Origin of the sequence: Rufibacter ruber, assembly GCF_001647275.1 — a bacterium.
Classification (GTDB): domain Bacteria; phylum Bacteroidota; class Bacteroidia; order Cytophagales; family Hymenobacteraceae; genus Nibribacter; species Nibribacter ruber_C.
This window is the reverse complement of record NZ_LRMM01000080.1, coordinates 1-19,387: the sequence shown is the minus strand read 5'-3', so window position 1 is coordinate 19,387 and position 19,387 is coordinate 1. Positions and strand designations below refer to the sequence as shown.

Below are 19,387 nucleotides of genomic sequence, written 5' to 3'. Positions count from 1 at the left end.
AGGAGGTGAAACCCTCTGAGAAACCATTTGTCATTACTGACCATTTTGTGGCGGGCACCATCACACCGCAAAGCAATTCCTACACCAGCGTCTTTTTTAAATTCCCAATTCTTAATTACTCCACCGGGTCTGGGGCAAAGCGTACTTCTACGGGTGAGTCAAAGTACATGCCCAACAGTTCAGAGGCGTGGCCTTTGTTGATGCCAATAGTCAGAAAGCCCTGGCGGTTGAACAGGGCCACGCAGTCGCCTTCGTTGGGTTGGTTATAGCGGGTACTGATCCGGTCAATGACCTCCCGGTTAAAATGGATAGAAGATTTTCGGCCGTGGCCAATGGCGTCAACGCTGTCTCGGGTAATGTCGGTGATGAGGTTGCCGTAATGGTCTACGTGCACCACGTGGCCAATAATGTTGTGGTCGTTGAGGCGCAGCTGGCGGTTAATGCGTTGGAGCATGCCATCGGCGAGTTCGCCCACCTCGGCCATGCTGGCGCCGTTGGCCAGCGCTACGGCAGCAGGCGCCATGATATCCCGCGCGGGCGAAGAAGACTCCGGCTGCTCCGGCAGGTCCACCAGCTGCTCCGGGTTGCCGTCGGTTAACAGAGACAGCAGGCCGTTGTCTGCGCAGACAAAGTAGTGCCCGTTGTAGCGGGCCACCTGGTAGCGGCCGTTCTTGCTGCCGTGGGTGTCTACGGCCAGCAGGTGCACCGTACCCTCGGGGAAGTCTCTGTACACTGAGTTGATCACGTGCAGCCCGTGGGCAATGTTGAACGGATCTATGTGGTGCGAGATGTCAACAATGACCTGGGCAGGGTTGAGCGTCAGAATTTTAGCTTTAACAGCTGCCACGTAATGGTCAATGGTCCCGAAGTCAGATAAAAAGGTGAGAAATCCCATGGGGAACGGTCAGTCAAAAGAACTTTAGTTTTTCTATATTTGTCTTAGAGGTAGAGCAAATTCTGATTTTGCAGACGCAAAACGGCAAAGGAAGGTTCTGCGCATAAGGTTTTTAAAGCAGCGTAGACGCGCTACGGTGCCAGAAAAGCGTGAACGCAGGTTCTTGCTGAGAGCTTGTTTACATTTTGATTTTGCAAGCGAAAACGGGGAGCGAAAGGTTCTTCTATAGCGTTTTTCTCGCAGCATAGCAGCGCTATGGTGCGGGAAAAAGGCGAAGACAGGTTCTTTAGATACCCGTTTGCAGCGCAAAAGACATATTTAAACATGCTTTGAGACGTTTTGCAGCGCAAAAGCAAATTTGGATTAACTCGCATAACAAAACTACTACAATTTCAGTAGAAGCACGCACAAACTGATTTAAACAACTTCGCCTTTGGTAGAAAAAACAATAACCCTAGAGAACATCTCCCTGATAGATTTCCTGGGTCTGGAGAACCAGAACATAAAACAACTGGCCGCCGCTTTCCCCAGCAGCAAGATTATATCCCGCGGCAATGAGATTAAAATCCAGGGCCAGACGCCTGAGATTACCAAAATACATGAGATCCTTTCTTCGCTGATTGAGCACTACCACCAGTACGGCAAAATCACCGATAAGAGCGTCCATAAATTCCTGACCGCCGACAACGACTTTGAGGACGATGTGGTCATCACCAGCCCAGACGTGATTGTGTACGGCAGCAAAGGAGGCGTGATCAAAGCCAAAACCCCCAGCCAGCACAAACTGGTGGAGGCCGTGTCTAAGAACGATCTGGTGTTCGCCCTGGGGCCGGCCGGTACCGGTAAAACCTTTATCTCGGTGGCCATGGCCGTACGCGCGCTCAAGAACAAAGAGGTGAAGAAAATCATCATTTCCCGCCCCGTGGTGGAAGCTGGTGAAAGCCTCGGGTTCCTGCCCGGCGACATGAAAGACAAGGTAGACCCGTACCTGCGGCCTATTTATGATGCCCTGGAGGAGATGATCCCCGTGGAGAAACTCAAGTACTACTATGAGAACAAAATCATAGAGATCGCGCCCCTGGCCTACATGCGCGGCCGTACCCTGAACAATGCGTTTGTCTTGCTGGATGAGGCGCAGAATACCACGCCCATGCAGATCAAGATGTTCATGACCCGTATGGGCCCCACGTCTAAGGTGATGATCAACGGTGACCGCACCCAGATTGACTTGCCGCGCAACCAGCGCTCAGGTCTGATTGAGGCCATGACTGTATTGAAAGACATCAAAGGCATTGGCTTTGTAGAGATGCAGGCCGAGGACGTAGTGCGTCACCGCCTGGTGAAAAGCATTGTGGAAGCCTACACCAAGTTTGACGACAAGCGCCAGAAAGAACGCGAGGAGCGGGAGAAGAACGGTGACTTTGACAACCAGGATGCCCCACGCCGCCGCCAGAACTTCAGACGCCATGAAGATTAATCCCTGATAAAATTTTATTCCCTTGTGGGGATATAAAGTAAATGCGTTTTCGGCCTGTTTTCCAGAAACTAGGCTGAAAACGCACTTTTTGTTTTAGAACGAATATTTCTGGCAAAAGCCAGAAATAGAAAGGTTGGCTTTTATACAAGAGAAGTTCTACGCATTCCGTCCCCCTTTGAAGGGGGGGAGGGGGATGATTGCTCGTGCTGATCTACTCATGCTGAGTTACGCATTCCCGAGAATCATTTTTTCATTTCACGCAGCTGAAGTTGATGGTTCTTCAACGGCCTTGGTCATCCCCCTACCCCCTTCAAAGGGGGACGGAATGCGTGCGAATTTTAAAACGCAGAAAATTCCTTCACCTTTGTTGGTGCTGGTGCTCACAAACAAAAGAAACAGCAGTGATAAAGCTACTTTTGAATGCACGCCAACAAAGAAATGGCCACACATCTCTTTCCCTTCGCAGACCAAGTTCCCTGCATTTCACATCCCGTAGGCTCATCCCAAATCCATACCGCACGTACACCGCAGAAAAGCCACAGTGCGTAACCGGATATGAAACAAATAGTTACATCCCAAAATGCCTAGACTCGCCATCACCGGAACCATGCGGCTGGTGGGCAGCTTTTTGGCAGGTGTAATCCTGTACCACACCGTAGGCCGTAGTTTCCCCTGGGCGGGCGAAGCTGCGGCTCTCTTTGTATTGCTGTTCCTGGTGAGCTGGTCCCTTGCTCTGAAACGCCCGCTGGCCCGCCGGCGCAGAATAGCCGGATTGGCTGCCCTGCTGGCGGTGGCTGCGGTGGCGTTTTGGGGCTCTTTTTTGAAAAACAGGCCAGAAACGCTCCCGGTGAACCCGCAACATATTACCCATTACAAAATCACACTGGTCAAGGCCGTAGCCGTAAAACCAACCTCAGTGAGTTCAGTGGGCAGAATAGAGGCGGTGCGGGTAAACGGCCATTGGCTCCGGGCGCAGGGGCGGGTGGCGGTTTTCTTTCCGCGTTCGGCCAAGGCCGATGCTTTGAAATACGGCCGGCAACTGCTGGTGAAAGGAAACTTGGCACCTCCCGCCGCCGCGGCAAATCCCTTTCAGTTTGACTACCGGAGATATCTGGCCCAGCAGCACATTCAATGGCAAAGCTTTTTGTATGAAAGCGCGTGGCTGCCCCTGGGCAATGACCCGCCCAGTTACGTGGTGGCGGTGAGCTTGCTGGTCAGGAACAAGCTGGAGGCGGCGTTTAAAACCCATATTTCCGCCCGGCGGGAAGTAGCCATTGCCCAGGCGCTGGTGCTGGGCGTGCAGAATGACTTAGACGCGTCTTTACGCAATGCCTACGCCAAAACCGGCACCATGCACGTGCTGGCGGTTAGCGGGCTTCACGTGGGGCTGCTGTACGGCGTGCTGCTGTTTTTCCTGAAACCGCTGCGGCGCGGGAAAACCAGCCGGTTGCTCATTTTCCTGTTCATTGTGGGCGTGGTATGGTTTTATGCATTTGTGACGGGGCTGTCTGCCTCGGTGCTGCGGTCGGTTTTAATGTTCACGTTAGTAGAATTCGGGCTGTTAATGCGCAAGCGGTCTTCTATCTTGAACACGCTGTCTCTGGTGGCGCTGGGGCTGTTGCTGTATGAACCCAATTATCTGCTGGACGTGGGGTTTCAGTTGTCATTTCTGGCGGTGGCGGGCATTGTACTGCTGCAACCTATCTTCCTGAATTGGTGGGCGCCTGAACGCAAAGCGGTGAAGTTTGTCTGGGAGTTGCTGGCTATCTCAGTGGCGGCGCAGCTGGCTACGTTCCCGCTGAGTCTGTACTACTTCCACCAGTTTCCGGTGTACTTCTGGGCAGCCAACCTGGTGGCGGTGCCGTTGACGTCTGTTGGGTTATACATTGGGGTAGCCTTTATGCTGTTGTTCTGGGTGCCGGGTTTAAATACTTGGATTGGGAAACTGCTGGAAGGAACCCTCTGGCTCCTGAACGAACTCCTGATCTGGCTGGAACATTGGCCCCACGCGGTGCTGGACGGTTTTGTGATTACGCCCGGTCAGGTGGTAGCATTGTACCTGTTCATCCTCACGTTTTTCCTGTTTTTCCTTAAAAAGAAATTGCCCTGGCTGGCGGGATCTGTGTTGTGCCTGGCTTTTTTCGCAGGTACAGAGTTGGCAGAGGCCCATCGGCTGCGCCGAAAGAAGGAGTTGGTGATCCATAGCGTGAGAAAGAGCAGTGCCACCTCTATTCTGCAAGGCAGGCAGGTGACGTTCCTGGCAGATTCGGGCTTCTATGCCCAGCCCCAGAATTTTGCGTACCAGGTGCAGCCGCTGTGGTGGGCGCGGGACGTGCGGGAAGAGGTGCGTTTTGGGCCTGATTTCCAGAAAACAGGTCAAAAACAGCAAGTGCCGGTACACGTGTCCCCACCCGGAAACCGGCTGGTGGTGTGGCAGGGGAAACGTCTGCTCTGGCTGAATAAATTACCTAAAGCGCTGGCCCAACCGGTTAACGTAGAGGCTGTGGTGCTGCAGCACAACGTATGGGCCCCGGTAGAGAAACTGGCGGCTGTGATGACTACCAGGGTAGTGGTGCTGGACCAGACCAACTCCAGAAACTATGTGCAACGCAGAAGACAGGAGCTGACGGAGGCAGGGTACCGGGTGCACGTGCTGGAGCAGGACGGGGCATGGACCATCAGGCTGCCATAGCGCCCGTACGGGTGGGTTGGCCGGGCGGTTTGGGAGAAATTTTGTACTTTTATGGTTAGGCAGGCCGTTTTGGCTCATTCACTAACCCAACACCAGCATGCCCAACGTAAAAGAAACATTCTCCCTGCACTCCATCAGGGGCAAAATAATTGCGGCGGTGCTATTGGGTGCGGTGGCCGTGCTCATGTCCTGGACCATCACGCAAAAGGGCTTTCAGGAAATTCTACTGACCGTTGAAGAAGTATCAGCCCCCAATGAGAAGCTGCGCACGGTCAACTCCCTCTTTCAAAGCCTTACCCAGTTAGACCAGTTACAGCGCACGCACGCCAACCGCAGCCCAGAAAAGCCGCAGGAGGTGTTCAGGAAGAAAGTAGACCAGATTCAGCGCACGCTGGATTCCCTGAGAGACTACCGGACCGGCAACCCCCAGCAGCTGCAACTGCTGGACTCCCTGCAGGCCAAACTGCTGGAACGGGAGCGCCTGTACGGCAAGTACCTGCAACTCCGGGCCGAGATGATTCAGAACGAGGCCCTCTCCCGGCGCATCAGGTCTATTGCCAAGGTCATTGCCACTAGCCAGCCACAGATTGACAGCACGGTGGTCACCGCCAGCAAGAAAATCACCACCACCACCCTGGTGCCTACTGAAGAAGGGCAGACGGCGCCCAAAAAACAGAAACCGTCATTTTTCAGCCGGTTGTTTGGCGGGCGTAAAGGCGAGGGGCTGCCCCCGGCGTTAAAGCAGGTAGAAGAGGAACTGCAGGTGCAGGTAGATACGCTGTCTATAGCCCGGCAAGACGGCGCCCTCTGGAAGGTGGAGAAAATGATGCGCAAGGTGGAGCAGGAGCACCATCAGCGCACCACCCAACTGTTGAACCGGGAAATGGAATGGCTCACCGCCAACAGTCAGCTGCATACCCAGCTGTTAGGGATGCTGCGCGCCCTGGAAGAAGAGGAGCTGGCCGCGGTGCGCCGTACCAACCAGGCCGCCATGGGCGTGGTCAATCAAAGTATTGCCCGAATTGACAATATTATGATAGTCTTCTCGCTGGGGGCTATGCTGCTGGTCTTTCTCATCTTCCTGGACATCTCGCGCAGCAACAGATACCGTAAACAGCTCATTGCCGCCAAAGAAGAAGCCGAGCAGCTGGGGCAGGTGAAGCAGCGCTTCCTGGCCAATATGAGCCATGAGATCAGGACCCCGCTCCAGGCCATCTTAGGGTTTTCAGAACAGATCAAAGCGCAGCAAACACCTTCTAAGCTGGCCGTGGAGGCCATTCATCAGTCTTCAGAGCACCTGCTGCACATTGTGAACGAGGTACTGGACTACAGCCGCATCTCGTCTGGGAAATTCTCTTTTGAGCAGCGGGAGTTCAACCTGCACCAGCTGGTAACAGAAGTGATAGAAGCCATGCAGTTGCCGACGCGTAAAAAGCTTCTAAAACTTGCGCTGGTGTATGAACTGGAGGGCCGAAGGCAGTTGGTGGGAGACCCCTTCCGCCTGCGGCAAATCCTGTTTAACCTGCTGGGGAACGCCATAAAATTCACAGAGGCTGGCCAGGTGACACTCACCGTGTCCGGCACCCATCCCGGTGATGCGGCTATGGTGTGCTTTGAAGTAAGAGATACTGGCATCGGGATTCCGGCCCATAAGCTAGAGACCATTTTTGATGCCTTCAGGCAGGCAGATGCCGCCGTTGCCCGCACCCACGGCGGCACCGGCCTGGGCTTAAGCATTGTCAAAGCGTTAACCGAAGGGCAGGGGGGCACCGTGCAGGTGCAGAGCGTAGCGGGCGAAGGCACCGCTTTTAGGGTGCAGCTGCCACTGGTTGGGGTACCGGACGGGGCCGCGGTAGCAGAGGCCGCACCCGTTCAGGAAGTAAAGCAATTGGCAAAAGCGGGCAAAGTGCTGGTGGTAGATGATGATCTGTTCATTCTGCAACTGTGTGGCGCCATCCTGCAGAAGCACCACTTCCCGCATTACTGCACCTCCCAGTCCACAGCGCTGCTGGAACAGGACTGGGAGGCAGACGTGAAACTGGTTTTGCTTGACATCAGAATGCCCCATCTGAACGGTTTAGACCTGTGCCGGAGCCTGAGGGCGAGAATACCAGCAGACGTGCAGATTTTCGCGCTTACGGCGCAGGCGCTGCCAGAGGAGCGGGCCTCCATTCTGGCGCAGGGCTTTGACGGGTTGCTGATGAAACCGTTCAGGGAGCAGGAGCTGGTGGCGCTGGTGAGCAGTAAAATCCTTCCGCTTTCCCTGGATTTTAAACGAGAGGCGGCGTCTGTGGGCGAAACCGCCCTTCACCTGGAGGCGCTGCGCAACATGCTGGGCCCGGAGGAGGCGCTCCTGCGGGCGGTCTTGCAGCAGTTTGTCTCTGAGACGGAACAGGATGTGCAGCTATTGCTATCGGCGCTCAAGGCCCAGGAGCGGGAGCCGGTGCGGGAGCAGCTGCACCGGCTGGCCGGGCGGGCCGGTCAACTGGGAGGCGAAGAACTGGCCCGGCAGCTCAGGGAGCTGGAAGGGGCGCTCCAGCAACAGGAGCCATTGCCCCTGTTGCAGCCCCGCATTCATGCACTGGTGCAGAAGGTGTTAGGTCTCAAAGACGCCGCCCGGCGGCAACTGGGGGCGACACAAGAAGCGGTTTCCTGATAGATGACGCCTCTGGGCGTGCGCCTTACATTAGGCTACAGGAGGTGAGGGGGCGTTTTTGACCTGTTTTTCTGAAAACAGACCAAAAACGCACTACCCCAGCAGGTGGTACTTTTCCAGCTTATGGTAAAGGGTTTTGCGGTCAATGTTCAGGAGGCGGGCGGCTTTTGACTTGTTATAGCGTACCTCCTGCAGGGTTTTCAGAATCAGTTCCCGCTCATTGGCCTCCTGTAAGGCTTTCAGGTCCGGGCCTTCCGGCTTGACCGATGCCTGGGGGTAGAGCAGGTGCATCTCATCTGGCAAAGCCTGTTTGTGAATGACCTCATCTGGTGAGAGCAGCACTGCCCGCCTGACCACGTTTTTGAGTTCCCTTAGGTTTCCCGGCCACGGGTATTGGCTGAAAATAGCCGTCACGCCCTCAGACAGGGTTTGCACGTTTCGGTCCAGCTCCCGGTTTGCCTGCTCAATAAAGTAGTTCACAAACAAAAACAGGTCCTCACCGCGGTGGCGGAGGGCCGGTACTTTCAAGCTGAACTCATTGAGCCGGTGAAAAAGGTCCTCCCTGAAATCGCCGTTTCTGACGCTGGTCTGCAAGTCATCATTGGTGGCGGCAATCACGCGTACATTCACCGGCACAGACACGGTAGAGCCCAGGGGCTGCACCACCCGCTCCTGCAGCGCCCGCAGAAGCTTCATCTGGATCTCATAGCTCAGGTTGCCTATCTCGTCCAGGAAAAGCGTGCCGCCTTGCGCGGCCTCAAAGAGGCCCTGCTTGTCTTGCAGCGCCCCGGTAAACGCGCCCTTCACGTGCCCGAAAAGCTCACTGTTGGCAATGTCACCTGAGATGGCGCCGCAGTCAATGGCCACAAAAGGCGCGTCTGCCCGCTTGCTGTACTGGTGGGTGGTTCTGGCCACGTACTCTTTCCCGGTGCCGCTTTCCCCCTGTATCAGCACTGACATATCTGTGGGGGCCACCAGTTGTATCATCTCTTGCAGGCGTTGGGCGGCCTCACTGGTGCCTGTGATGAAAGAAGGGGCTGGCGTGACAGGAGAAGGGGAGGAAGGGGCCGTTGACGTTTTAGCCTGCAGCGCCTCCTGGAGCACCATCAACAGCTCATCTGGGTTCACCGGTTTGGTGATGTAGTCAAAGGCACCCAGCCGCATAGCCCGCACGGCGGTACCCACATCCTGAAAACTAGTCATCATGATCACCGGCAGGGAGGGGGCGGTGGCTTTGCATTCTTTCAGGAGGTCAAGGCCAATGCCGTCTGGCAGCCGGTAATCTACCAGCAACAGGTCATAGGGCTGTTCTTGCAGGGCTTTGAGTCCATCCTTGAGCCGGTGCGTTACCTTTACCAGAAAGTTCTGTTTCTTCAGGAACCCTTCCAGAATGAGAGAGAACGTAAGATCATCTTCTACCAGTAGAATGTGCGCCATGCCAGCTTCTTGTCCTAAAACAGCAAAAATAAAGAAAGCCGGTAAATGTCCGGCTTTCTTTATTTCATAGTTTTATCTGTCTAACGTAAGCAAGGGCAGGTTATTTTACCTGGTTTCCTTCCTTGTCAAGTTTGATGGCTCCTTTCTCCTGGCCTTTTTGCATCTCAATGGCATAATATTCTTTTCCTTCGCCTTCTTTCACCAGGAAAGCGGTGGTAGGGGTCCACTCTTTGAGGGATGCGTCTGAGGAAAGCACCGTTTTAACCGCCTCAGGCAGCTCTTCTACTTTTACCGGGGTCTTGTTGTCCTGGGCTGCAGTAGTAGTTTGCGCGGCTGCAGCGGTTTGGGCGGTCTGGGCATTGGCAGATACAGTGGCAAAAACAAAAAGTCCGAAGGCTGATAAGATAACTTTTTTCATAATCGTGGTTAAGTAAGGTTTGATGAATGATCTTGCCTCCTTTGTTGCCATTGCCGTGCCAAAACAGCAAGGTGTGATGTAAGATATTGTTTATGAGGTAGTTATGAAGGGGGTTGAGGTGAGCTTCTGTTTTTGAATCTGTGGATAAATTCCCCAATTTGGGGAGGAAAATTGAGGAATGTGGGGCAGTTTTCCAGGCACGCAGGGTCCAATAAGATTGAGGTTTCCTGTGGCAATGACCATTTATGTATAGTTTTGTCTCGCTTGAAGATAGCCAGCAGGGCAGAGAAGTATCAGTACAACCTGAGCTTGCTTTTCCCGGCACTTAGAACCAGAGGGAATATGGCGTACCTGCCGGTTTACTGGCTCCAGATGAAACCGTTGCCCTATCCGTTTTGGGTCTGTTTTTGAAAAAACAGGCCCAAAACAGAAATTTGGTGCCGTCTCCCAGGTAAAGCAGAACCTGCGTGTGTGCCATACCTGCGGTGACTTTTAATTTCCCTGGCGGCTTTGTATGAACCAAATGCGGGGATCTTTTTCTATCTTTCAATGCTACCCAGACGTACAAAGAACTATGACAGCCACAACCACCACCACTGCGCAAATGCTCCCGCTCCGGTACATCACCTATGAATGCACAGACCGGATTGCCTATATCTCCCTGAACCGACCTGAGAAACGGAACGCCTTGAATGACGAGGTGGTCACCGAGCTGAAGAAGGCGTTTGACCATGCAGAGAATGATGAGGAATGCAAGGTTATCATTCTGAAGGCGGTGGGGCCGGTCTTTTGTGCGGGCGCAGATCTGGAGTACCTGCAGCAACTGCAGAAGAATACCTTTCAGGAGAACCTGGAAGACTCTACGCACCTCATGCAGCTGTTTTACCAGATTTACACGCTCAAGAAAGTAGTCATTGCGCAGGTGCACGGGCATGCCATTGCCGGCGGTTGCGGCCTGGCCACCGTCTGTGATTTCACCTATACCGTGCCCGGGGCCAAATTTGGCTACACAGAGGTGAAGATTGGGTTTCTGCCTGCCATTGTCAAAGTTTTTCTGCTCCGGAAAATAGGTGAAGCCCGTGCGAAAGAGCTGCTCCTGACCGGCGACCTCATTTCTGCGGAGCGGGCCCGGGAGTTTGGGTTGGTGAATGCGGTGGTGCCAGAAGAGGAACTGGCGCAGACGGTGAAAGACCTGGCCCACAAGCTGTGCGTGCAGAACTCGGGGCAGTCTATGGAAGTCACCAAGGAAATGATAGCCCGCGTGCAGGAGTTGCCGCTGAAAGACGCCCTCAGTTACGCCGCTGAACGCAACGCCTTTGCCCGGGCCACAGATGACTGCCAGCGGGGCATTCAGTCGTTCCTGGACAAGCAGCCGTTAACGTGGTGAAACTGGAATATTGCTCCCCCTGAAGCAGTTGTAACCCCCGCTGCCTTTATGCTGTGATAGAAACCGGCAGGAACTAAAAGTTCCTGCTACCGGTGTAGCCACCCGCACGTGTTTAGGCGCAGCTGCCGTGTACTTGCCCGGTGCCGCAGTAGACCGTGGCCCGGGCAAAGGCGTTGCGTTTTCGGCCTGTTTTTCCGAAAACAGGCGAAAACAGAAATGCGCCCTGCCGCGCATGCGTGAGGGATAGCAGCGGAAAGCCCGCAGCGTGAGCGAGGACTTGCAGCGCATAGCCCGACCCGCAGGGGCACGCCCCACCTGCAAGAGGAAGTAAGAATTGGGAAGTAAGGATAGAAAGACGACCTGTTGCTCAGTTGCCGTTTTGGAGCTGTTTTGCAGAAAACAGGCCGGAAACAGAAACTGTGAGGCGTATGTTAATCTCTTCTGGGGAGTTTTTGCCTGTAGGCCGATGAAAAATAGGCAAACCGTTTAAACATTACCGTAACCTGTTGGTTGAATGAGTATGCTGACGAACACGGCGATTGTATTAGGGACTTTTGTAACCATGGAACTGGTGGCGTGGGCGGTGCACAAATACGTGTTGCACGGCTTCTTGTGGAGCATTCACGAGTCGCACCACAAACCGCACAACCATGTGTTTGAACTCAATGACCTGTCTTTCTGCTTTTATGGGGTGATTGCGGCGCTCTGCTTTATCTACGGTTCAGAGACGTTTGATTACCGGTTCTGGATTGGGGTGGGCATTTCGCTGTACGGGGCGGCGTATTTTCTGGTGCATGACCTGCTGATTCACCGCAGGGTCAAGATTTTCAGAAAGGCCTCCAACACGTACCTGCGCGCCCTGGACATAGCGCACAAGGTGCACCATAAAACAAAGGGGAAAGATGGCTCAGAATCCTTCGGGATGCTGTGGGTTCACCCCAAGTTCTTTCACATTGCCCGCCGGAAGCGTTAACTTTACATTCTCTTTCTAACCATTCTCCTGTGGCGCACTACTCCATCAAAGAGTTGGAACATCTTTCGGGCATCAAAGCCCACACTTTACGCATCTGGGAACAGCGCTACCAACTGTTGCAGCCTAAACGCACGGCCACCAACATACGCTACTATGATGACGCTGACCTGAAGAACCTGCTCAACGTGGCGCTGCTGTACCAGGAAGGCTATAAAATCTCTAAAATTGCGCAGCTGCCGCCCACGCAGGTAGCCGAGGAGGTATTGAAGCTCACGGAGAACGAGCTGGGGCAGGAGCAGTTCATCAACCAGCTCATTGTGGCCATGGTGGAGTTGAACGAGGTGCTGTTTGAGCGCGTGCTGAGCCGGGCCATTCTGCAGTTGGGGTTTCAACAGTCAGTGCGGCTGGTGGTGTACCCGTTCCTGAGTAAGATTGGCCTGCTCTGGCAGACCGCCAACATTACGCCCGCCCATGAGCATTTTATGAGCCAGTTGATCAGGCAGAAGATGCTGGTGGCCATAGATGCCTTGCCGGTTCAGCAGGACAAGTCGGCGCCCAGAATTGTGCTGTACCTGCCGGAGGGGGAACTGCATGAGGTGGCGCTCCTCTTTGGGCATTACCTGTTCAGGTCTGCGGGTTTCTCTACGCTGTACCTGGGGCAGCACCTGCCGTTCTGTGACCTGCTGGGGGCGGTGAAGCAGTTTAAGCCCGACTACGTGTTTTCAGTCTTTACCACGCCTGTGTTTAAAGTGCCCATTTCAGAATACCTGGAGGAGCTGGTGGAGAAAACAACCTTGCGCCAGGTTCTGGTCTGCGGGGCCATGCTGCAATATTTCCCGGCAGACGCGCTCCCAGAGAAGGTGACCTGTTTCAAGTCTATTGATGAGATGGAACAGTGGCTGCAGTGCCATACTGCCGAGGAGGCGGCTAAAAAGTAAGCCCCGCCTCACCTTATGGTAAGAACGGGGCTCAAGCAACTAAGGAGAGTCTTGTAGTGCCAGTCTCTGGGCACTAGTTTTTCTAAAACAGCTGGTACTTTGACAGTTCTTTAGACGGAAGTTCAGAATCCCCCATCAGATAGACATCAATGGCACGGGCGGCTTCGCGGCCATCAGAGATAGCCCAAACCACCAGTGACTGACCGCGGCAGGCGTCACCCGCCGAGAAGATACCGGGCACATTGGTTTGCCAGTCATTCAGCTTAAAGTTACCGCGGCGGTCCAGGTCAAACCTGAAATTGGCGGTAAACGCATCGTGCTCGGGGCGCTCGTAGCCAATGGCGATCAAGGCCAGATCACACGGCAGTATTTTCTCGCTGTTAGGTTTCTCAGTGTACTCAGACTGGTTTTTCCACTCCAGTTCCACCACGCGCAGCCCTTTTACGTTCCCGTTCTCATCCGCTATGAATTCTTTGTTCAGCCAGCCCCAACTGCGCTCGCAGCCTTCCTCATGCGAGGAGGAGGAAGAGAGGGTAGTAGCTACCTCAGGCCACGGATTGGTAGGGTGCCGCTCTGTGCTGGGCATGTACCGGTACTGCAGCTGGGTAATAGATTTGGCGAACTGACGGTTGGCGGTACCCACGCAGTCAGAACCGGTGTCACCGCCGCCAATCACCAGTACGTGCTTGCCAAAGGCGTTAATGTCTGTTTCTGGGGCAATGGGCGTGCCGTCTACCCGGCGGTTGTGCAGACCCAAATAATCCATGGCGAAATGTATGCCTTTCAAATGGTTACCCGGAATGGCAATGGCGCGCGGTTTAGAAGAGCCAATACACAGCAGCACCGCGTCATACTTGCGGTACAGTTTCTTTAAGGTAGTATCTTCGCCAATACGGCGGTTCAGTTTAAACTTGATGCCTTCCTCTTCCAGAATAGCCAAACGGCGGTCAATGGTCCATTTCTCCAGCTTGAAATCAGGAATGCCGTAGCGCAGCAAGCCCCCCGCTTTCTCGTCTTTCTCATAGACGGTTACCTTATGGCCGGCTCTGTTTAATTGGGCCGCGGCGGCCAGTCCGGCGGGGCCGGAACCCACTACGGCCACTTTCTTACCTGTCCGGTAGGCTGGTGGCTGCGGTTTCACCAACCCCAGCTCAAACGACTTCTCTGCAATAGACTTTTCTATGTGTTCAATGGCCACGGCCGGTTTGTTGATAGACAGTACGCAGCTGCTTTCGCAGGGCGCGGGGCAGACCCGGCCGGTAAACTCCGGGAAGTTGTTGGTGCTGTACAGTACGCGTACCGCCCGTTCCCAATCCCCCTCTGTCACCGCATCATTAAAATCCGGAATCAGGTTACCCAGCGGGCAGCCGTTGTGGCAGAACGGAATGCCGCAGTCCATGCAGCGGCTAGCCTGTTGTTTGGTCTTGTCTTCCGGGAACGGAAGGTAAATCTCGTTTGAGTCGTTGATGCGTGCTTTCGGGTCGCGGGTGCCAGGCACCTCACGGTTATATTTTAAGAATCCATCTGGCTTTCCCATTATACCAAGGCTTTTTCGGTTTCAGCTTCTTTTACTTGCAGGGCCTTCTTGAGGTCATGCGGCATTACTTTCACAAAGTGGTGGCGGTGGGTTTCCCAGTTATCCAGGAACTCTCTGGCCAGCACACTGCCGGTGTAGGACACATGCTCCTGCAGTTTCTGCACAATCCAGAGCAGATCATCAGTGTCTGGTTCTTCCAGTGCCACCATGTCCAGGTTGCATTGCTCCACGTGGCTAGGTTCAGGCGCGTAGAGGTAGGCTTGTCCGCCGCTCATACCGGCCGCAAAGTTCTTCCCAATCTCACCCAGCACCAGCACTTTGCCACCGGTCATATACTCACAGCCGTGGTCGCCAATGCCTTCCACCACCGCCTCAGCGCCGGAGTTGCGCACGCAGAAGCGCTCTCCCGCCATGCCGTTAATGTAGACTTTGCCTGAGGTGGCGCCATACAGGGCCACGTTGCCGGTGATGATGTGCTCGTGCGCCAGGTACGCACTTTCTTTGAACGGCTGCAGGATCAGTTTCCCGCCAGAAAGTCCTTTGCCTAAGTAGTCATTGGCTTCGCCGAATAATCTGAACGTGACACCCGGAGCCAGGAACGCCCCAAAGCTCTGCCCGGCAGAACCATAGAACGTGGTTTTAAAAGAATCCTCAGGCAAGCCATGTTTTCCGAAGTTTCTGGAGATTTCATAAGACAGCATGGTGCCCACCGAGCGGTCTACGTTGATGATGCGGTACTCTGTCTCAGTGTTGCCCTTCTTGAGGTCCCTTATCAATTTCTTGTCCAGCACTTTGGCTATCTCGTGGTCCTGCTCAATCTGCTTGTAGGTACCCACATTTCTGGGGATGTACTCCTGGTGCAGAATAGGCGACAGGTCCAGATTTTTGAGTTTCCAGTGGTTCAGATCGGTTCTGATTTTCAGCACCTGTGACTGACCCACCATCTCATTAATGGTTCTGAAGCCCAGAGAGGCCATGATCTGGCGCAGCTCCATGGCCAGGAAGGTAAACAGGTTCACCACGTGGTCTGGGTCTCCGGTAAAGAGATTGCGCAGCTCGGGGTTTTGGGTGGCAATGCCTACGGGGCAGGTATTCAGATGGCATTTGCGCATCATAATACAGCCTTCCACAATCAGGGCCGCCGTGGCTACGCCGTATTCCTCGGCACCTAAAAGCGTGGCAACCGCCAGGTCATAGCCGGTGAGAATCTTACCATCGGTTTGCAAGACCACGCGGCTACGGAGGTTGTTTTTAAGCAAGGTCTGGTGCGCCTCAGCCAAGCCAATCTCCCAGGGCAACCCGGTGTGCCGGATGGAGCTCAACGGACTGGCGCCCGTTCCGCCGTCTGCACCTGAGATCATGATGGCATCTGCCTTGGCTTTGGCTACGCCCGAGGCGATGGTACCTACCCCAGCCTCCGCCACCAGCTTCACGTTGATGCGCGCCTTTGGGTTGGCATTCTTCAGATCAAAGATCAGCTGCTTGAGGTCTTCAATGGAGTAGATGTCATGGTGCGGCGGCGGCGAAATCAAGCCTACGCCGGGCGTAGAGCAGCGCACACGGGCAATCCAGTGGTCTACCTTGTGGCCGGGCAACTGTCCGCCCTCACCAGGTTTCGCCCCTTGGGCGATTTTGATCTGTATTTCATCGGCATTGGCCAAATAATGGCTGGTGACGCCAAATCGGCCGGAGGCCACCTGTTTCACCCGTGAAATCTCAGAGTCACCGTTGGCTTTTCTGATGTAACGGGCCTCGTCTTCGCCGCCCTCGCCGCTGTTGCTTTTGCCTCCAATGCGGTTCATGGCAATGGCCAGCGTGCTGTGTGCCTCATACGAGATGGACCCGAACGACATGGCTCCCGTAGCAAACCGCTTCAAGATGGCCGAAACCGGTTCCACCTCCTCCAACGGCACTGACTGCCGTTTACGGAACTCAAACAGGTTGCGCAGGGTGATGGTGGTCTGCTGCTGGTGCTCCCGTATGGACTTGGAATACTCCTTATATAAGAGGTAATCATTGAGACGGGTAGACTTCTGCAGAAGGTGAATCACCTTGGGCGTAAGCAAATGCTCTTCGCCGTCACGGCGCCACTGGTAATAACCGCCAGACTCCAGCAGGTTCTCCAGGTCTGGGTACGCGCTCTGGTGCTTGGTCAGTGCCTCACGCTCCAGGTCCTCAAAGTTCAAGCCTTCTAAGCGGTTGGTGGTGCCTTTGAAGCATTTCTCAATCACCTCCTGACCTAACCCCAGAATCTCAAAAATCTGAGAGCTTTGGTAAGACTGCAGCGTACTGATTCCCATTTTAGAAAGGATTTTCAGCAAGCCGTTGTCTACCGCGTAGATAAAGTTCTGGAAGTAGTGGGTGTACGGCTGCGTGTTGTCCAGCTTCTGCTGGTCATGCAGGCTCTTGATGGTGTCATACACCAAAAACGGATACACCGCGCTGGCCCCGTACCCAATGATGGTGGCAAAGTGGTGGGTTTCCCAGGCGTCACCGGCCTCTACCACCAGACCCGCCTTGGTTCTGATGCGCTTCTCAATGAGGTGGTGGTGTACGGCACCCACGGCCAATAGTGAAGGGATAGCCGCGCGCTGCTCCTGCACATTGCGGTTGGAGATGATCAGGATTTTCTTGCCCGCCCGTACGGCGGCCTCAGCCTCAGCACAGATGCGGTCAATATCCCGCTGCAGGTTGCCGGTTTCTCTTGTAGAAAAGGTGGCGTCTATGGTCTGGTGCTCAAAGCCTTCCTCTTTCAGGAACACCAGCTTTTGGAACTCTACCGGGTCCAGCACGGGCTGGGAGATATGGATCTGGTGGGTGTGCGCCTCGCTTTCATCTAAGATGTTCAGAGACTCGCCCACGCGGGTGAACAGAGACATGACCAACCGCTCCCGTATAGAGTCAATAGGCGGGTTGCTCACCTGCGCGAAGAACTGCTTGAAATAGCTGGAAACGTGCTGGCTCTGCTGCGAGAGAACCGCCAGCGGCGTGTCTGATCCCATACTGCCTACCGGTTCATACCCGGTGGCGGCCATGGGCTCCACAATCATTTTGAGGTCTTCCCGGGTGTAGCCATAGGCTTTCTGGCGCTGGCGCAGTTCTTCTGGGGAACAGGGCTCCAACAACACCTTGGGCTCTGGCCGAAGACGCAGTTTGACCCGGTTCTTCTGAATCCAGTCAAAGTAGGGTTTGTCATTACAGACTTTGGCTTTGATTTCCTCGTCCTCATAGATACGCCCTTCAGAAATGTCTGCCAACAGCATCTTGCCCGGTTGCAGACGGCCACGTTTGACTACATCTTTGGGGTCAACACTCAGCGCACCCGCCTCTGAGGCCATAATCAGGCGGCCTTGCTTGGTGAGGCAGTAGCGCACTGGGCGCAGGCCGTTACGGTCAAGGGTGGCGCCAATCTGGGTGCCGTCTGTGAAGAAAAGGGCGGCGGGGCCATCCCAGGGCTCCATCAACGACGCATGAAATTTATAGAACGCCTTTTTATAGGTGTCCATGTGGGAATTGTTCTGCCAGGCCTCTGGCACCAGCATCATCATCACATGCGGCAACGGCCTTCCAGACAAGGTCAGCAGTTCTACCAAGGCGTCTAGATTGGCCGAGTCAGAGTCTTCCGGGTTGGTGATAGGGATGAGCCACTGCATCTCCTCCTGGGTGAAGAGGGGGGAAGACATAAGCGCTTCCTTTGACTTCATCTTGTTCACGTTCCCGCGTATGGTGTTGATCTCGCCGTTGTGGGCAATAAACCGGAACGGCTGGGCCAGTCGCCAGTTAGGGAAGGTGTTGGTAGAGAAGCGTGAGTGCACCACCGCTATCGCCGATTTGAACTCCGGGTGGCGCAGGTCGTGGTAATACTTCTCTAACTGATCAGTCTTGAGCTGGCCTTTATAGATAATGGTGCGGCTGGAGAAAGAGGCAATGTAAAACAGGCCGTTTTCACCGCGCACGTTTTTCTTGGTTTCATTGCTGATGAGGTTGCGCAGCACAAACAATTTGCGCTCCAGGTCTTCGCCTTTGATGGTAGGGTCTACCGGCTGCACAAACACCTGCTCAATATACGGCTCCACGGCTTTGGCCCCGTGGCCGGGCACCTGGCCGTTTACCGGCACCAGACGATACCCCAGCAAACTCAGGCCAAGCTTGCGGAGGCAGTTGTTCAGGATCTTCCTTGATTTCTCGCGTACCTCATACACCGCCGGAAAGAAAACCATGCCCACACCGTAGCTGCCCTCAGCCGGAAGGGTAATGGCAAACTCCGCCAGTTCCTTTCTGAAAAACTCATGCGGCAACTGCACCAGAATTCCGGCGCCGTCTCCCGTCTCGGGGTCGCTGCCGGTGGCACCGCGGTGCTCCATGTTTTTGAGCATGGTGAGCGCATCTTTCACGGTGGCGTGAGACTTCTGCCCATCCAGGTTTACCACACATCCAACCCCGCATGCGTCGTGCTCTAATTCGGGCGTATACAGCCCTTTTTTCAACTCATCAGCCTGATTCATTTACTCTTTCTTGTCTTGTTTGTAGTCGGGTGAAAGAGTAATTTGAAAATAAATTCCTAAAGAAACAAGTTTAAATTTTTAATAATGATACCAAAACGCTTGTTAGGTTGATAATATATTATAGCCAGGAGGGTTGTGCTGTTACATTAATAAAATATTGATCTTTTTAAATGCTTAAATTTTGAATTTGTGAAAAAGCAGGGCGAAAAAAATCTTAGCTCCCCAGAGGCCATTTTTTAACGGTCTGGAGAAAAAGGAGCCTTTTTTCAGCAGAACCAGCCAAAAATTCAACATTTAGGTTTTAAAAAGCTGACTTTCTGTGCACTAAGTCAGATAAATTGCTTCTACGGAATTCCTGTATCATATTCTGCTGAAGGGCAGAGACAGCAATTGTTACAGAACAGTTTGGGTATAAAAGCGAAGCCACTTAAATAAAATCCCCTGTTTTGGGGCTGTTTTATGAAAAACAGCC

At 54.1% G+C, this 19,387-nt stretch carries 11 protein-coding genes; 6 read left to right on the top strand and 5 right to left on the bottom strand.

Annotation, left to right across the window (positions count from 1 at the left end; translation table 11 throughout):
• Positions 1 to 115: 115 nt before the first annotated feature.
• On the bottom strand, positions 116 to 895 hold the full coding sequence (locus A8O25_RS19910) for an SAM hydrolase/SAM-dependent halogenase family protein (RefSeq protein WP_066838863.1): 780 nt from the start codon (positions 893 to 895) through the stop codon (positions 116 to 118).
• Positions 896 to 1,328: 433 nt separating this feature from the next.
• On the opposite strand from A8O25_RS19910, the gene A8O25_RS19905 reads away from it, so the two are divergent.
• The 3 genes from A8O25_RS19905 to A8O25_RS19890 all read left to right on the top strand — a co-directional run bounded on the left by A8O25_RS19905 (position 1,329) and on the right by A8O25_RS19890 (position 7,720).
• The gene (locus tag A8O25_RS19905; RefSeq protein WP_066838860.1) at positions 1,329 to 2,372 is read left to right on the top strand and encodes a PhoH family protein; all 1,044 of its coding nucleotides are present in this window, start codon (positions 1,329 to 1,331) and stop codon (positions 2,370 to 2,372) included.
• Between the two features lie 580 nt (positions 2,373 to 2,952).
• Complete coding sequence (locus A8O25_RS19895) at positions 2,953 to 5,064, top strand: ComEC/Rec2 family competence protein (protein ID WP_082893779.1); 2,112 nt, start codon at positions 2,953 to 2,955, stop codon at positions 5,062 to 5,064.
• Between the two features lie 97 nt (positions 5,065 to 5,161).
• Positions 5,162 to 7,720, top strand: a complete 2,559-nt coding sequence (locus tag A8O25_RS19890) for an ATP-binding protein (RefSeq protein ID WP_066838853.1) — start codon at positions 5,162 to 5,164, stop codon at positions 7,718 to 7,720.
• A gap of 93 nt (positions 7,721 to 7,813) precedes the next feature.
• On the opposite strand, the gene A8O25_RS19885 is transcribed toward A8O25_RS19890, so the two are convergent.
• The gene (locus A8O25_RS19885; protein ID WP_066838850.1) at positions 7,814 to 9,157 is read right to left on the bottom strand and encodes a sigma-54-dependent transcriptional regulator; all 1,344 of its coding nucleotides are present in this window, start codon (positions 9,155 to 9,157) and stop codon (positions 7,814 to 7,816) included.
• A 100-nt stretch (positions 9,158 to 9,257) separates the two neighbouring features.
• The gene (locus A8O25_RS19880) at positions 9,258 to 9,575 is read right to left on the bottom strand and encodes a hypothetical protein (protein ID WP_066838844.1); all 318 of its coding nucleotides are present in this window, start codon (positions 9,573 to 9,575) and stop codon (positions 9,258 to 9,260) included.
• A gap of 574 nt (positions 9,576 to 10,149) precedes the next feature.
• Between A8O25_RS19880 and A8O25_RS19875 the strand changes: the two genes are divergently transcribed.
• The 3 genes from A8O25_RS19875 (at position 10,150) to A8O25_RS19865 (ending at position 12,873) form a co-directional block, all read left to right on the top strand.
• On the top strand, positions 10,150 to 10,962 hold the full coding sequence (locus A8O25_RS19875) for an enoyl-CoA hydratase/isomerase family protein (RefSeq protein ID WP_066838842.1): 813 nt from the start codon (positions 10,150 to 10,152) through the stop codon (positions 10,960 to 10,962).
• Positions 10,963 to 11,482: 520 nt separating this feature from the next.
• Entirely contained in the window at positions 11,483 to 11,935 is a 453-nt protein-coding gene (locus tag A8O25_RS19870; RefSeq protein ID WP_338152772.1) for a sterol desaturase family protein, read from the top strand.
• 29 nt (positions 11,936 to 11,964) lie between these two features.
• The gene (locus A8O25_RS19865; protein WP_066838835.1) at positions 11,965 to 12,873 is read left to right on the top strand and encodes a MerR family transcriptional regulator; all 909 of its coding nucleotides are present in this window, start codon (positions 11,965 to 11,967) and stop codon (positions 12,871 to 12,873) included.
• Between the two features lie 82 nt (positions 12,874 to 12,955).
• On the opposite strand, the gene A8O25_RS19860 is transcribed toward A8O25_RS19865, so the two are convergent.
• Positions 12,956 to 14,410 carry a glutamate synthase subunit beta gene (locus tag A8O25_RS19860; RefSeq protein WP_066838834.1) on the bottom strand — a complete coding sequence of 485 codons (1,455 nt, stop codon included), beginning with the start codon at positions 14,408 to 14,410 and terminating at the stop codon, positions 12,956 to 12,958.
• The gene (gene gltB / locus A8O25_RS19855) at positions 14,410 to 18,915 is read right to left on the bottom strand and encodes a glutamate synthase large subunit (protein ID WP_420911799.1); all 4,506 of its coding nucleotides are present in this window, start codon (positions 18,913 to 18,915) and stop codon (positions 14,410 to 14,412) included. The genes A8O25_RS19860 and gltB overlap by 1 nt, the downstream gene beginning before the upstream one ends.
• Positions 18,916 to 19,387 lie beyond the last annotated feature (472 nt).

Coding starts and splice junctions, on each gene's coding strand:
- A8O25_RS19910 (WP_066838863.1), bottom strand. CDS start 895: ATGGGATTTCTCACCTTTTTATCTGACTTCGGGACCATTGACCATTAC.
- A8O25_RS19895 (WP_082893779.1), top strand. CDS start 2,953: ATGCCTAGACTCGCCATCACCGGAACCATGCGGCTGGTGGGCAGCTTT.
- A8O25_RS19890 (WP_066838853.1), top strand. CDS start 5,162: ATGCCCAACGTAAAAGAAACATTCTCCCTGCACTCCATCAGGGGCAAA.
- A8O25_RS19885 (WP_066838850.1), bottom strand. CDS start 9,157: ATGGCGCACATTCTACTGGTAGAAGATGATCTTACGTTCTCTCTCATT.
- A8O25_RS19880 (WP_066838844.1), bottom strand. CDS start 9,575: ATGAAAAAAGTTATCTTATCAGCCTTCGGACTTTTTGTTTTTGCCACT.
- A8O25_RS19875 (WP_066838842.1), top strand. CDS start 10,150: ATGACAGCCACAACCACCACCACTGCGCAAATGCTCCCGCTCCGGTAC.
- A8O25_RS19870 (WP_338152772.1), top strand. CDS start 11,483: ATGCTGACGAACACGGCGATTGTATTAGGGACTTTTGTAACCATGGAA.
- A8O25_RS19860 (WP_066838834.1), bottom strand. CDS start 14,410: ATGGGAAAGCCAGATGGATTCTTAAAATATAACCGTGAGGTGCCTGGC.
- gltB (WP_420911799.1), bottom strand. CDS start 18,915: ATGAATCAGGCTGATGAGTTGAAAAAAGGGCTGTATACGCCCGAATTA.